This is a genomic window from Thioalkalivibrio sp. (assembly GCF_041685615.1).
Lineage (GTDB): Bacteria > Pseudomonadota > Gammaproteobacteria > Ectothiorhodospirales > Ectothiorhodospiraceae > Thioalkalivibrio.
Genome location: NZ_JAWLFK010000053.1, coordinates 1 through 13,393 on the forward strand (window position 1 = coordinate 1; position 13,393 = coordinate 13,393).

At 67.4% G+C, this 13,393-nt stretch carries 12 protein-coding genes; 8 read left to right on the top strand and 4 right to left on the bottom strand.

Translation table 11 applies throughout. From position 1 onward, the window contains the following. Positions 1–80: 80 nt before the first annotated feature. From ACESLR_RS10105 to ACESLR_RS10120, 4 genes are all read right to left on the bottom strand, one after another. On the bottom strand, positions 81–3,284 hold the full coding sequence (locus ACESLR_RS10105) for an SNF2-related protein (protein WP_373067194.1): 3,204 nt from the start codon (positions 3,282–3,284) through the stop codon (positions 81–83). Between the two features lie 82 nt (positions 3,285–3,366). Then, on the bottom strand, positions 3,367–3,741 hold the full coding sequence (locus ACESLR_RS10110; protein WP_373025084.1) for a hypothetical protein: 375 nt from the start codon (positions 3,739–3,741) through the stop codon (positions 3,367–3,369). A gap of 192 nt (positions 3,742–3,933) precedes the next feature. Next, complete coding sequence (locus tag ACESLR_RS10115; RefSeq protein WP_373025085.1) at positions 3,934–4,386, bottom strand: helix-turn-helix domain-containing protein; 453 nt, start codon at positions 4,384–4,386, stop codon at positions 3,934–3,936. 360 nt (positions 4,387–4,746) lie between these two features. Next, entirely contained in the window at positions 4,747–6,114 is a 1,368-nt protein-coding gene (locus ACESLR_RS10120; protein WP_373025086.1) for an NAD-dependent succinate-semialdehyde dehydrogenase, read from the bottom strand. A 129-nt stretch (positions 6,115–6,243) separates the two neighbouring features. Here ACESLR_RS10120 and ACESLR_RS10125 point away from each other — a divergent pair, with 129 nt between their 5' ends. The 8 genes from ACESLR_RS10125 to ACESLR_RS10160 form a co-directional block, all read left to right on the top strand. Then, positions 6,244–7,215, top strand: a complete 972-nt coding sequence (locus ACESLR_RS10125) for a complex I NDUFA9 subunit family protein (RefSeq protein ID WP_373025087.1) — start codon at positions 6,244–6,246, stop codon at positions 7,213–7,215. Between the two features lie 24 nt (positions 7,216–7,239). Then, positions 7,240–8,478 (top strand): multifunctional CCA addition/repair protein, encoded by a 1,239-nt coding sequence (locus tag ACESLR_RS10130; protein ID WP_373025088.1) that lies wholly within the window; start codon positions 7,240–7,242, stop codon positions 8,476–8,478. An 84-nt stretch (positions 8,479–8,562) separates the two neighbouring features. Then, positions 8,563–9,219 carry a protein-L-isoaspartate O-methyltransferase family protein gene (locus ACESLR_RS10135; RefSeq protein ID WP_373025089.1) on the top strand — a complete coding sequence of 219 codons (657 nt, stop codon included), beginning with the start codon at positions 8,563–8,565 and terminating at the stop codon, positions 9,217–9,219. Between the two features lie 181 nt (positions 9,220–9,400). Further along, positions 9,401–10,726 carry a TolC family outer membrane protein gene (locus ACESLR_RS10140; protein WP_373067199.1) on the top strand — a complete coding sequence of 442 codons (1,326 nt, stop codon included), beginning with the start codon at positions 9,401–9,403 and terminating at the stop codon, positions 10,724–10,726. Continuing rightward, positions 10,726–11,301, top strand: a complete 576-nt coding sequence (locus ACESLR_RS10145) for an isochorismatase family protein (RefSeq protein WP_373025091.1) — start codon at positions 10,726–10,728, stop codon at positions 11,299–11,301. Before ACESLR_RS10140 ends, ACESLR_RS10145 begins: the two co-directional genes overlap by 1 nt. A 14-nt stretch (positions 11,302–11,315) precedes the next feature. After that, on the top strand, positions 11,316–11,462 hold the full coding sequence (locus ACESLR_RS10150; protein WP_012983821.1) for a hypothetical protein: 147 nt from the start codon (positions 11,316–11,318) through the stop codon (positions 11,460–11,462). Positions 11,463–11,475: 13 nt separating this feature from the next. After that, entirely contained in the window at positions 11,476–12,327 is an 852-nt protein-coding gene (locus ACESLR_RS10155; RefSeq protein ID WP_373067204.1) for an ATPase, read from the top strand. Continuing rightward, a partial coding sequence (locus ACESLR_RS10160) for a homoserine O-succinyltransferase MetA (RefSeq protein WP_373025093.1) occupies positions 12,327–13,393 on the top strand: 1,067 nt, incomplete at its 3' end. The genes ACESLR_RS10155 and ACESLR_RS10160, both read left to right, overlap by 1 nt.

Here is a 13,393-nt window from a genome sequence, read left to right on the forward strand (position 1 = left end):
GTTATCCGGAGCCTTTTGCTCCGGCCTCATTGAAGCGACGCAGGTGCGTGGGGTCGATCGCGATCTTCCACCAGGACGGGTTATTCGTCGGAGAGCAGGCGCTGGAGGGTTTCGGCGTCGATGGGGAGTTCGTCGGCAGCGTCGGGGTCGTCCTTGCCGTGGACGTGGTCGGCGAGCTGCTGTTTCTGGGCCTGCAGGGCGAGGATCTTTTCTTCCACCGTGCCTTCGGTGACGAGTTTGTAGACGAAGACGGGCTTGTCCTGGTTGATGCGGTGAGCGCGGTCGGTGGCCTGGGTCTCGACGGCCGGATTCCACCACGGGTCGTAGTGGATGACGGTGTCGGCTTCGGTCAGGTTGAGGCCGACCCCGCCGGCCTTGAGGCTGATCAGGAAGAGATCAACCTCGCCCTGACGGAAGCGCTCGATGGCCTCTTCGCGCTTGCGCGTCTGGCCGGTGAGCTTGGTGTAGGCAATACCGCGCTGTTCCAGTTGCTCGCCGATCAGCGTCAGCATCGAGGTGAACTGCGAGAAAAGCAGGATGTGTCGCCCCTCTTCCAGCAGTTCGGGCACCAGTTCCAGGAGCATCTCGAGCTTGGCGGAGCGGATGTTGTGGGTGTCGAACTCCGAGCTGCGGATCAGTCGCGGGTCGCAGCAGACCTGCCGCAGCTTGAGCAGGGCGTCCAGGATGGTGATGTGACTGCGAGCCAGCCCCTGGCGCTCGACCGCTTCACGGACCTTCTTTTCCATGCTCAGGCGGATGCTTTCGTACAGCGCTCCCTGGCGGGCGTCGAGCGCGGTGGTACGCAGCAGTTCGGTCTTGGGCGGGAGTTCGCGCGCCACGCGGTCCTTGGTGCGGCGCAGGATGAAGGGTGCGGTACGCTGACGCAGGCGTTCCAGGGTGCCGCGGTCGCCTTCCTGCTCGATCGGCTTGCGGTAGCGCTGGTTGAAGGTCTTCTGGTCGCCCAGAAAGCCCGGCAGCAGGAAGTCGAACTGCGCCCAGAGTTCGCCCAGGTGGTTCTCCATCGGGGTGCCGGTCATGCACAGCCGGTGGTTGGCCTCCAGGGTGCGCACCACTTGGGCGGAGCGGGCCCGCGGGTTCTTGATCTGCTGGGCCTCATCGAGGATCAGGAAGTGCCAGCGGCGGTTCAGCAGTACCTCGTCGTCGCGGGTGAGCAGCGGGTAGGTGGTCAGCACGAGGTCGTGGTCCTCGATCGCGTCGAACCATGCACGCCGGTCCGGCCCCTGCAGCACCAGCACCCGCAGCTTCGGGGTGAACTGCGCCGCCTCGCGCCGCCAGTTCCCCAGCAGGCTGGTGGGGGCGATGATCAGGCTCGGGTTGCGCATGCGTCCGGCGCGCTTCTCCACCGCCATGTGCGCCAGGGTCTGGATCGTCTTGCCCAGCCCCATGTCGTCGGCGAGGATGCCAGCCAGCTCGTATTCACGCAGGAACTGCAACCAGTCGAGCCCTTGTTGCTGATAGGGCCGCAGGGTCCCCTTGAAGGTGCTCGGCGGCGAAACCGCGCGGACCCCTTCGAAATCGCGCATGCGGCGAGCCAGCTTTTTCAGGCGTTCGGCTCCGCGCAGGCGGGCGGCATCGAAATCCAGCAGACGCGGGGCATCCAGGCGCGACAGGTGCAGGCTCTCGGCGCCCGGCTCGCGGCCGAACAAGTCCAGCAGGGTCTTGAGCACCGGCTGGACCTGGGCACCGGGGACGGCAATGTAGTGACCGTCCCCGGCATCCAGATAGAGTGTCTCCGGCAGGTTGTCCGCATCCACCCGGCCGATCAGTTGCTCGACCAGGGGCAGCAGCGGAATGCGCTCGCCCTCGACTTCCAGGTCAAAACGCAGATCGAACCAGTCACGATCCGAATACTCGACCTCGGCATCGATCTGCTCGGCGCGGCTCAGGGTCGGCGCATTGACCGCGTCCGCGACGATCTCCCAGCCGCGCGCCTCCAGGTCGGGAAGGACGGTTTCCACAAACTGCAGCCAGTGATGCAGCATGGCGTCGGCGCCGGCGGTATCGACATCCAGCTGAAACTGGTTCGGCGGGTCGGAAAGGGGGCGCGTGGCCATGCCGAGCAGGGCCTTGCGCGCCGCCTGCTCCGCCTCGGGATCGCGCTGCACGCGAACCAGGCGCTCGCCCGTGTCCCGTACCGGTTCGGCTGACATTTCGCCCGGGTCCAGGACGACGTCGTCATAACGAAATCCCAGCGCCAGGTGCGCCGCAAAGGGGTCGTGACGGTCGAACAGCAGGTGCAGGCGCGGAACCGGGTCCGCCACCAGCGTTTCGATCTCCACCGGCTCGGGCGTGGGGAGCCCGGGCGCCCGCAGTGCCAGCATGCGGCTGATCCGCGCGGCCTCGTCCGGCGCCACCGGCGGGGCCTGCGGCAGGCGGGCGAGCAGCCGGGCATCGACACCGTCGGGCAAGCGCACCGGGCCGGCCTCGCCGCGCCGGGTGTCCACATAGGCGGGTGGTTCGAGCTGTGGAAAGACATCCAGCGCGGGGTCTGCCAGGCCCAGGCGATACGTCTCGCCCTCCCGGGTCCACGTCAGTTCGACATCCCGCTCCGGGCCGGCCTGCAAGGGACGGTCACCCGCGTCGGCCAGAAAGAGGCGCCCGGACTCCAGCATCAGCTTGAGGGCCATGGCGCCGGCGACTCCCGCCAGGATCGCCTCGCCCTGGTACAGGAAGGCCCCGGCACTCGAGGCCTGCAAAAGCGACAGGATCTCCGCATCATCGCCCTGCACATACGCTCCGCGCCGCCAGGGGTCGCTCAGCGTGGCGAAATTGACGGCGCGGCCGCGTCCCCAGGTGCCATCGCGCCGGCGCCGCGAGACGACGAAGTTCACGCAAAGCTTGCGGTCGCCCCTCGGGCTCCGCGTTAGCCCGTACAGGAGCCGATTTTCCGTGCTGTCCGCAGCGGCGGGGGAGCCCTCCGCGGTCACCTGCTCCAGCCAGGCCTCGAAGCCCGTCCCGCGCGGCGGGTCCGCGGCGGCCCTGTCGCGCCACGCCAGGCACACGGCCGCCACGTGCTTGCACTGGTACGCAACCGGGCAGGAACAGAACCCTTCGATGTCCACATGCATACCGTACTGGCGGACATGGACATCCTGGGTGTACAGGCAGCTGCCGCTGCCCTGTACCGACCCCAGGAGCAGAAATCCGTCCTCTTTTTCTGTTACCCGGACATCCTTCACCCGCCCCTGCTGGAAATAGTCCAGCCCGCGTTCCATGAACAGCGGATCGAAGCTCGCGAGCAGCAGGTCAGCAGACAGATCCATGACGTATTCGTACACCCATGCAGGTGAGGCCAGAGCCCCGGTGTGGACACCGAAAGAAGGTAGCAAAGACGCTCGGTCCGGATCAGATCAAGTGCGAAAACTCGCGCAAGCGCTGGGCGGTCACAACCAGCCCGTGTTTTTCCAGCGTGTCGATATAACCATCCGGATCGACCTCCGGGTTGCGCAGGGCGACGCGCGCTTCCTTCGCGGCCCGCAGGACCGCACCTTCGCCCAGGTCCAGCTGCTGCTCGACAAAGACATCTGGGTGGAGGGCTGCCAGATCGAAGCACTCGAGGCCGCTTTCGGGAAAGTCCCTCAGGTTAAACGTGACAATCGCCTGCGCCCCCGATCGGATTGCCGCCGCCAGAACATGTCGATCATTCGGATCGGGTAGATCGAGCGCATGGACAAGCGGTTCGTAGCCATGGACGAGGCAGTCCGGGACGGCTCGCTCCATCAGCTCTCGGGTTCGCTGGAGATATTCCGCAACCTCCGGACGCCGAGCCGACAGGCTACGGATCTACTCTTCCTGAATGTCGTCAGCCCACTTCGCGGAGAAAAGGCCGGTACGGGCCAGGCGGATCAGGAAATCACGCAAGGGGGCGGGATACAAAACACAGGCATCGTAAACAACGACGAAACGCACGCATCAGTAGCCCATGTCCAGCTTCTGCGCTTGCGCGGCGAGGGCATCCATTGCTTCACGGCTATCGCTGTCCATGCGTGCCTTGTACCTCATCAGATCCTCGTACCGGATTCGCCGATGTGTGCCGGCTTTCCGAAACGGGATCTCGCCCTGTTCCAGTAACTTGATCACGAACGGGCGCGACACATTCAGGATGCTGGCGGCCTCCTGCGTGCTCAGCTCGGCATGCGTCGGAACGATCGTCACTGCATTGCCTTGCGCCATCTGGGCAAGAATATCGCGCAATAGAGAGACCGCCTGCCGCGGTACGATCAAGTCGGTCCCATCCATACGAACCTGTGCCCGCTCGGCTTCGGGCTTCTCCGCAAGCAAACGGGCCAGCTCGCTCGCGCTCTCGCGCGCGAGCGCAGCCACTTCGGCATCGGGCAAACCGTTATTCTGTTCCCTGACGTTCATGGCGGTTCCTGTACGTTTCCCGAAGAATATAGACGTGCCCGCTTCTCAAACGCAATAAACGAAACAAGCCAGACGGAAATCCGGACGCCCGGCGGACGACATCGACGGGCCCGGCACAAAAGCGCCGCAGGGTGCGTTGAGTTTGGCGAAACGCACCGGTCCCAACCCCGTGCGAGGCCCCCGATGCGATTCGCTGCGCTCATCACATCCTACGGCCGGGCGACGGGCACATCGATGTCCAGTATTCCCCGCACCTGCGCGGTTAACCCGGAAGAGTCGGCCGCCGCAACGAAACCCGAAAGCGCCAAAGTGGCAGAGGCCTTGATCCCCGTACGGTGAAGCGGGAGTGAGTATGCCCGATTACCCTACCCAGATGGTCTTGGCGTTGACGAATTCGCGAATGCCGAGCTCGGAGAGTTCGCGGCCGTAGCCGGAGTCCTTCACGCCGCCGAAGGGCAGGCGCGGGTCGCTCTTGACGATGCCGTTGACGAAGGCGCAGCCGCATTCCAGACGCCGGGCCAGGGCCTCGCCGCGCACCGGATCGGCGGTCCAGACGCTGCCGCCCAGGCCGAAGCGCGAGCGGTTGGCCACCTCGACGGCGTGGTCCGGGTTACGCGCCCGGGTGACCGCCGCGACCGGGCCGAAGGTCTCCTCGTCGAAGGCCGCCATGCCGGGTTCCACGGCATCCAGCAGCGTAGGCGGGTAGAAGTACCCCGCCCCGTCGCGCGGCTCGCCGCCCGAAACCAGGCGCGCGCCGGCCGCGACGCTGCGGGTCACCTGGTCGTGCAACTCGTCGCGCAGATCGTCGCGCGCCAGCGGCCCGATGTTCGTTCCCTCGTCCATCGGATCCCCGATGACCAGGGCCTCGATGGCCGCCTGGAAGCGTTCGACGAAGGCATCCGCGACGGCCTCCTCGACGATAAAGCGCTTGGCGGCGATGCAGGTCTCGCCGTTGTTCTGGAAGCGCCCGCGCACGGCCTGCTCCACGGTGTGGTCGAGATCGGCATCCGCCAGTACAACGAAGGCATCCGAGCCGCCCAGTTCCAGCACCGAGGACTTCAGGGCCTTGCCGGCCGCAGCCCCCACCGCACGCCCGGCACCTTCGGAGCCGGTCAGGCTGACGCCCTGCACGCGACGGTCAGAGATGATGCCCTCCACCGCTTCGGAACCAACCGGCAGGTTGCGGAACACGCCCTCGGGAAAACCGGCCACCGTGAACACCCGCTCCAGATGTTCGGCACATCCGGGGACGTTGGAGGCGTGCTTCAGCAGCACGGTGTTGCCGGCCAGCGTGGCCGGGATCGCCTGGCGAAACGCCTGCCAGTAGGGAAAGTTCCAGGGCATCACCAGCAACACGGTCCCCAGTGGCTGCCAGGCGATGAACGACCGGCTCGCATCCGAGGCGATCATGGTGTCCTGCAGGAAGTCCGGGCCATGATCGGCGTAGTACTCGCAGGCATTGGCACACTTGTCGACCTCGGCGCGCGCCTCGGCCAGCCGCTTGCCCATCTCGCGGGTAGCCGTGGTTGCCAGGGTCTCGCGCTCGTCGCGCAGCACCCCGGCCAGGTCGCGCAGGCGGGCGGCGCGCTCCGCCACCGGGCGTGCCGCCCAGTCCGGTGCGGCACTGGCGGCACGTGCCAGGGCGGCCTCTAGGGTGTCCTGGTCCATGCGGGGGTAGCGCGCGAGCGTCTCGCCGGTCGCAGGGTTGATCGCGGTCAGTTCGGTCATGTCGGCGCCTCGGATTGGTGACCCGGAAACAGGCCATGGGAAACACAGGTCAACTATTTGCCAGTTTGAACAATGCGGATCACCCGAGTATAAGACGTCCCGCACTCGCTTTCGGAAGGACCTTGCCCCATGTCGATCGATTCGATTCGCAATGTCTGCCTGCTGGGCGGCACGGGCTTTGTCGGCCACCACATCATCCGCCGACTGATTGACCGCGGACTGAAGGTCCGCGTGCTGTCTCGGCGCCCGCATCGCCATCGCGATCTCCTGGTCAACCCCGAGGTGGACCTGGTTGAGGGCAGCACCCATGACCCCGCCACCCTGGAAGGTGTGTTCGCGGGACAGGACGCGGTGATCAACCTGGTGGGCATCCTCAACGAGCGCGGTCACAACGGTGACGGCTTCCGCGCCGCCCATACCGAGCTGACCGAGAAGGCCCTGGCCGCCGCCGAGTCGCAGGGCGTGCGCCGCTTCCTGCAGATGAGCGCGCTGAAGGCGGACATGGACGACGCCCCCAGCCACTACCTGCGCAGCAAGGGTGCCGCCGAGCAGGCCGTGTTCGCCAGCGAATCCCTGGCAGTCACGGTGTTCCGGCCGTCGGTGATCTTCGGACCGGAAGACTCCTTCCTGAACCGCTTCGCCTCACTGCTGAAATTCTCGCCCGTGATGCCGCTGGCCCGCGCGCGGGCGCGCTTCGCCCCGGTGTTCGTGGGCGATGTGGCCGAGCACTTCGTCGAGGCCCTGGAAGACCATGACACCGTGGGTCAGGGCTTCGAGCTGTGCGGCCCGAAGTCCTACACCCTGGCCGAGCTGGTGCGCTACGTCGGGCGTGTCTCCGGCCACCGGCGCCCGGTAATCGGCCTGCCCGACTGGGCCGGCAGGCTGCAGGCCAGCGTGCTCGAGTTCGTGCCCGGCAAGCCATTGTCGCGCGACAACTTCGCCTCGCTGACCATCGACTCGGTCTGCGACGGCGAGCAGCAGCTGCCCTGCCCGACCCGGCTCGAATCCATCGCCCCCAGCTACCTGGGTGGCGGCGGCGCCGGACGCGAGGCCCGGATGCAGGTACTGCGGACCCTCAACCGCGGATCGGGCCGCGGCTGACCCGGACGCGAACCCGGGGCCGCCATGCAGACCTATCTCGTCGGCGGTGCGGTTCGCGACCGCCTGCTGGGACGCCCGTTTACGGAACGCGACTACGTCGTTGTCGGCGCCACGCCGGAGGCGATGGAGGCCGCAGGCTTTCGCCCGGTCGGGCGCGACTTTCCCGTCTTCCTGCACCCCGAGACCCACGAGGAATACGCGCTGGCGCGCACCGAGCGCAAGACCGCGCGGGGCTACCACGGCTTCCAGTTCAACGCCTCGCCCGAGGTCACCCTTGAGGACGACCTCGAACGCCGTGACCTCACCATCAACGCGATGGCCGAGGACGCCGACGGCCGCCTGATCGACCCCTACAACGGCCGGGCCGACCTGGAGGCACGCCGACTGCGGCATGTCGCCCCCGCCTTCGCCGAGGACCCGGTGCGCCTGCTGCGCGTGGCGCGGTTCGCCGCCCAGCTCGCGCCGTGGGGCTTCGAGGTCGCGCCCGACACGCTGACGCTGATGCGCGAGCTCGTCACCTCCGGCGAGGTCGACGCGCTGGTACCCGAACGCGTCTGGGCGGAATGCGAGAAGGCCCTGAAGAGCCCGGCCCCGCGGCGTTTCCTGGAGGTGCTGCGCGCGGCCGGGGCGCTCGCCGTCCTGTTCCCCGAGATCGAACGGCTATTCGGCGTGCCCCAACCGGAACGCTACCACCCGGAGATCGACACCGGCGTGCATACCCTGATGGTGCTGGACCAGGCGACCCGGCTTTCCGAGGCGCCCGAGGTCCGTTTCGCCGCGCTGGTGCATGACCTCGGCAAGGGCACCACCGATCCGGCGATCCTGCCCAGCCACCACGGGCACGAGGAACGCGGGGTGGACCTGATCCGCGCCCTGGCCGAGCGCTTGCGCGTACCCAACCGCTACCGCGACCTGGCGGTGCGCGTGGCGCGCTACCACGGGCTGGTGCATCGCGTCTTCGAGCTGCGCCCGAAGACCGTGATGAAACTGGTTGACGGCCTGGACGTCCTCCGACGTCCGGAAAACGTGGAGCCCTTCCTGCTGGCGGTGGAGGCGGACTTCCGCGGGCGCACCGGCTGGGAGGACAAGCCCTACCCGCAGGCCGACGCGGTGCGCCGCGCGGTGGCAGCCGCGCGAGCGGTGCAACCCCAGGCCCTGATCACCGAGGGCTACAAGGGCAAAGCACTGGGCGAGGCCCTGCAGCGCGAGCGCATTCGCGCCATTGCCGAAGTCCTCGACAAACACCCCGACCCCGACGCGTAGAAGCCCGCTCGCAGGCTTCTACTTGCCTGTTTCGGCCCGCGAACGTACTCTTTCGCGGCTGTCGAGCGTACTGAGGAAACCGCGATGGATTACGCCAAGGCCCGGATCAACATGGTTGAACAGCAAGTCCGCCCCTGGGACGTGCTGGATACTCGTGTTCTGGACGTGATGGAAACGCTGCCGCGCGAGCGCTTCATGCCCGAGCCCTACCAAGCCCTGGCGTACGCCGATTCCGAGATCCCCCTGGGGCACGGCGAGAACACGCTGCCTCCGGTCGTGGTCGGTCGCCTGTTGCAGGCCGTGTCACCGCAACCCACCGAGACCGTACTGGAGATCGGCACCGGTTCCGGCTACGTGACCGCCTGCCTGGCCCACCTGGCCGCCCAGGTCGACAGCATCGAGCGCATCGACGAGCTGCGCCTGGCCGCGCGCAACCGGCTGACGGACCTCGGCCTCGACAATGCCCACCTGCGCACCGCCACGGTGACCCGGGACTGGACGCCGCCGCGCTCGCGCTACGACGCGATCATCCTGACCGGCGCCATGACCGAGTACGAGGATTTCCTCGAGCCGTACCTGACGCTCGGCGGCCGGCTGTTCGTGATCACCGGCGACGGCCCGATCATGGAGGCGCAGCTGATCACCCGCACCACCGAGGACGACTGCCGCCACGAGGGCCTGTTCGAGACCCGCGTGAAGCCGCTGGTCGGCTTCGAGCCCAGGCCCGCCTTCGAATTCTGAGTCCCCCCGGCGTCCCACGCCCGGGGGGCACCGATCCATGTACGCGCTCGCGTCGGTCCCGCAGGAGCGGGGGCGCCAGCCCCGGAGAGGCGCGGCCGCGCGTTGTTGACGAAAACGGGCGCGCACGGCGTTGCGGCTCTGATAGGATAGGCGTTTCCTAATATCCCCCGGAGTCGCGTCCATGAACCGTCTGCCGTCGCTTCTCGCCGCCGCCGGGCTGGCGCTTGTGATCTCGGCCCCTGCCACTGCCTCCAGCTTGATGGAGGTCTACGAGCGGGCGGCCGCGGAAGATGCTGAACTGCGTTCTGCCGAGGCGGAATACCGCAGCGTGCTGGAGAACCGTCCGATCGCGCGCTCCGCCCTGCTGCCGCAGATCTCCGGGCAGGCCGAGGCCGGCGCGTTCTACCAGGACGGCCTCAACCAGCCGAGCCGCGACGGGCGCCAGACCAGCTTCGGCGTCAATCTATCCCAGAGCATCTACGACCGCCGCAACTACATCGAACTGGCACAGGTGGACCTCGAGATCACCCGTGCCGAGGCCGAACTGGATGCCGCCCGCCAGGACCTGATCCTGCGAGTCGCCGAGGCCTACTTCGACGTGCTGGTCGCGCAGGAAACCCTCGCCTTCCGCGAGGCCGAGGTCGAGGCGATCGAGCGCCAGCTGGAACAGACCGAGCGCCGCTTCGATGTCGGTCTGGTCGCCCGCACCGACGTCAGCGAGGCCCAGGCGCAGCGCGACATCGCCGAGGCCGAACGCATCGCCGCCGAGAACCAGCTGGACCTGACCCGCGAGCAGCTCGCGGTGATCACCAATTCCTACTGGGACGAGCTCGATATCCTGAGCGACGAGGCCGAACTGACCCCGCCGGACCCGGCGGACCCCCAGGCCTGGGTCGACATCGCGCTCGCGAACAACCTGGAGCTGGCCGCGCAGCGCCTGAGCACCGAGACCGCCCGCGAACAGATCCAGCGCCAGCGTGCCGAGGGCCTGCCACGCATCAATCTGAACGCCTCGGTCAACGAAAACCGCTACCACGGCCTGGACATCCCGCCCGGCTCCGGGGGTGCGTTCTTCGAGGGCACTGAGGCCCAGGTCGGCTTGCAGCTGGAGATCCCGTTCTACACCGGCGGACGCGTCAGCGCCCTGACCCGCCAGGCACGCGAGGACTTCCAGGCCGCACAGGAAGGCCAGTCGCTGGTCGAGCGCCGCACCACCCAGGACACCCGCAGCGCCTACCTGTCGGTGATGTCCAACAACTCGCGCGTGCGCGCCCTGGAACAGGCCCTGGCCTCTACCCAGTCCGCGTTCGATGCGGCCGAGGCCGGCTTCGAGGTCGGCACGCGCACCCAGGTGGACGTCCTGCTGGCCCTGCGCGAGGTCTTCCGCGCCGAGCGCGACTACGCCGAGGCCCGCTACGGCTTCCTCGGGGAATCGCTGCGCCTGCAGCGCGCCGCCGGCCGCCTGAGCGTGGCCGATCTCGAGTCCATCGACGACTTGCTGGAGTAATGGCCGGGCCCGCCGCGCACAACCCGCAGGCCCGCTGTGAACGCGAGCGCTCGCGTCTGGTCCTGATTGACCTGCAGGAGCGCCTGCTGGCCGCGATGCCAAAAGACGCCCGCGCCGAGGTCGAGTGCAACACCGCACGCCTGATCGAGGCCGCGCGCCAGCTCGGCATCCCGATCGAGGTCTCGCGCCAGTACCCGACGGGCCTGGGCGAGGTCGCCGCCCCCCTGCAACAGGCGCTGGAAGGGTCCGGAACGGTCACGGACAAGACAGCCTTCTCCTGCTGCGCGGAGGATACCCTGCGTGCCCGCCTCACCGGGGGCGACCAGATCATCCTGACCGGCGCCGAGACCCACATCTGCGTGACCCAGACGGCACTGGAGCTGCTGGAGGCGGGCGTGACGGTGTTCGTGGTCGAGGACGGCGTCTGCTCGCGCGAGGCCGGGCGCAAGCGCAACGGGCTGGAACGCCTGCGGGCGGCCGGGGCCATCATCACCAACCACGAATCGGTGCTGTTCGAATGGCTGCGCGACGCGGCCGATCCGCAGTTCCGCCAACTGAGCCAGCTGATACGTTAGGGAGTTCCGCAGGGATGCGCATTCTTGGAAACATTCTGCTCGGCGCCTGGCTGATCCTGTTCGGCCTGCGTGGCCTGCTGGGGCTGCAGTTCCAGTACGACCACTACGTCATCAGCGGCCTGGCGGTAATCGCCGGTATCCTGTTCATTCTGCGACGCTAATCGAACCCGAGCCATGCGCCTGACACCCGACGAATACCGCAACCAGGACCACCGCCGCGTCACCCTGCTGGGGATGTCCGGTGTCGGCAAGACGCGCCTGTCCAACATGCTCCGGCGCGAGGACTGGTTCCACTACTCCGGCGACTACCGCATCGGCACGCGCTACCTGAGCGAGCCGATCCTGGACAACATCAAGGCCCAGGCCATGGCGGTGCCGTTCCTGCGCGACCTGTTGCGCTCGGACTCGATCCAGATCATCAACAACATCACCGTGGACAACCTGCACCCGGTGGCAAGCTTCCTCGGCAAGCTCGGCAACCCGGAACGGGGTGGCCTGCCGCTGACCGAATTCAAGCGCCGCCAGACCCTGCACCACGAGGCCGAGGTGCAGGCGATGCTCGACGTGCCGGACTTCATCCACAAGTCTCAGACACTGTTCGGCTATCCGCACTTCGTCAACGATGCCGGCGGTTCGGTCTGCGAACTGGACAGCGCCGGCGTGCTCGAGACCCTCGCCGAGCACACCCTGATCCTGTACATCAAGGCGACCGACGAAGACGAGCGCCAGCTGATCGAGCGCGCGGAGAGCGACCCCAAGCCGCTGTACTACCGCGAGGCTTTCCTCGACCAGCAGTTGGCCGAATACATGCGCGACGAGGGGCTGGACTACGTCGCCCAGATCGACCCGGACGCCTTCGTGCGCTGGGTCTTCTCGCGCCTTTTCCGCGCGCGCCTGCCGCGCTACGAGGCGATCGCCGAGACCCACGGCTACACCATCAGCACCACCGAACTGGCGCGCGTACGCAACGCGGCCGACTTCGACGATCTGGTCTGCATGGCCCTGGAACGGGAGGCGCGCCTGTAATGCCACTCGTCGCCTACTCCGACCTGCCCACCTTTGCCCGCCTGAGGAGCGAGGGCGAGACCGTACTGCCCAGCGACTTCGCGCAGCAGCAGGAGATCCGCGCGCTGCACATCGGGCTCTTGAACATGATGCCCGACGCGGCACTCGCGGCCACCGAGCGCCAGTTCTTCCGCCTGATCGGCGAGAGCAACCAGATCGCGCAGTTCTATATCCATCCGTTCACCCTGCCGCAACTCAAGCGCGGGCCGAAGGGACGCGATCACGTCAAGCAGTACTACGAGGACTTCGAGGACCTGAAGAAGGAAGGCCTCGACGCACTGATCATCACCGGCGCCAACGTGACCCAGCCGGATCTGGCGCTGGAACCCTTCTGGGAGCCGCTGGCCGACGTCGTGGACTGGGCGTGGGAGAACGTCACCTCGACGCTGTGCTCCTGTCTGGCGACCCACGCCGTTCTGCAGGCCCGCTACGGCGAACATCGGCGGCACATGGGCGAAAAGCTGTGGGGCGTGTTCCGGCACCGCGTGGTGGACCGCGGGCACCCGCTGGTCACCGGCGTGAACACCCGCTTCGACGTGCCGCACTCGCGCTACAACGATGTCTCGCGCGAACAGTTCGAACGCCACGGGCTTCGTGTGCTGGTGGAGAGCGACCAGTCCGGCATTCACCTGGGTGCGTCGCCGGACGGCTTTCGCATGGTCTTCTTCCAGGGTCACCCGGAGTACGACTCCATCAGCCTGCTCAAGGAGTACAAGCGCGAGGTCGTGCGCTATATCCAGGGCGAACGCGCCGCCTACCCGCCGTTGCCGGAGAACTACCTGATGCCGCAGGCCGCCGCGATCCTCGACGAGCACCGCGAGCACGTGGAGGCGGCACTGGAACACTGTACCGAGATCCCGGCGCTGCCCGAGGCCCTGTTGCTGGATCGGCTGGACAACACCTGGCATGACACTGCCCTGGCGGTGATCAACAACTGGCTGGGCAACGTCTACCAGCTGACCAACCTCGACCGGCGCAAGCCGTTCCGCGACAGCGTCGATCCGAGCGACCCGCTGGCCGGGCGGCG

Excerpts from the sequence above, each read along its gene's own strand:
- ACESLR_RS10135 (WP_373025089.1), top strand. The coding sequence starts at position 8,563 with ATGGATTACGCCAAGGCCCGGATCAACATGGTTGAACAGCAAGTCCGC.
- ACESLR_RS10145 (WP_373025091.1), top strand. The coding sequence starts at position 10,726 with ATGGCCGGGCCCGCCGCGCACAACCCGCAGGCCCGCTGTGAACGCGAG.
- ACESLR_RS10105 (WP_373067194.1), bottom strand. The coding sequence starts at position 3,284 with ATGGATCTGTCTGCTGACCTGCTGCTCGCGAGCTTCGATCCGCTGTTC.
- ACESLR_RS10115 (WP_373025085.1), bottom strand. The coding sequence starts at position 4,386 with ATGAACGTCAGGGAACAGAATAACGGTTTGCCCGATGCCGAAGTGGCT.
- ACESLR_RS10110 (WP_373025084.1), bottom strand. The coding sequence starts at position 3,741 with ATGGAGCGAGCCGTCCCGGACTGCCTCGTCCATGGCTACGAACCGCTT.
- ACESLR_RS10155 (WP_373067204.1), top strand. The coding sequence starts at position 11,476 with ATGCGCCTGACACCCGACGAATACCGCAACCAGGACCACCGCCGCGTC.
- ACESLR_RS10140 (WP_373067199.1), top strand. The coding sequence starts at position 9,401 with ATGAACCGTCTGCCGTCGCTTCTCGCCGCCGCCGGGCTGGCGCTTGTG.
- ACESLR_RS10125 (WP_373025087.1), top strand. The coding sequence starts at position 6,244 with ATGTCGATCGATTCGATTCGCAATGTCTGCCTGCTGGGCGGCACGGGC.
- ACESLR_RS10150 (WP_012983821.1), top strand. The coding sequence starts at position 11,316 with ATGCGCATTCTTGGAAACATTCTGCTCGGCGCCTGGCTGATCCTGTTC.
- ACESLR_RS10130 (WP_373025088.1), top strand. The coding sequence starts at position 7,240 with ATGCAGACCTATCTCGTCGGCGGTGCGGTTCGCGACCGCCTGCTGGGA.
- ACESLR_RS10120 (WP_373025086.1), bottom strand. The coding sequence starts at position 6,114 with ATGACCGAACTGACCGCGATCAACCCTGCGACCGGCGAGACGCTCGCG.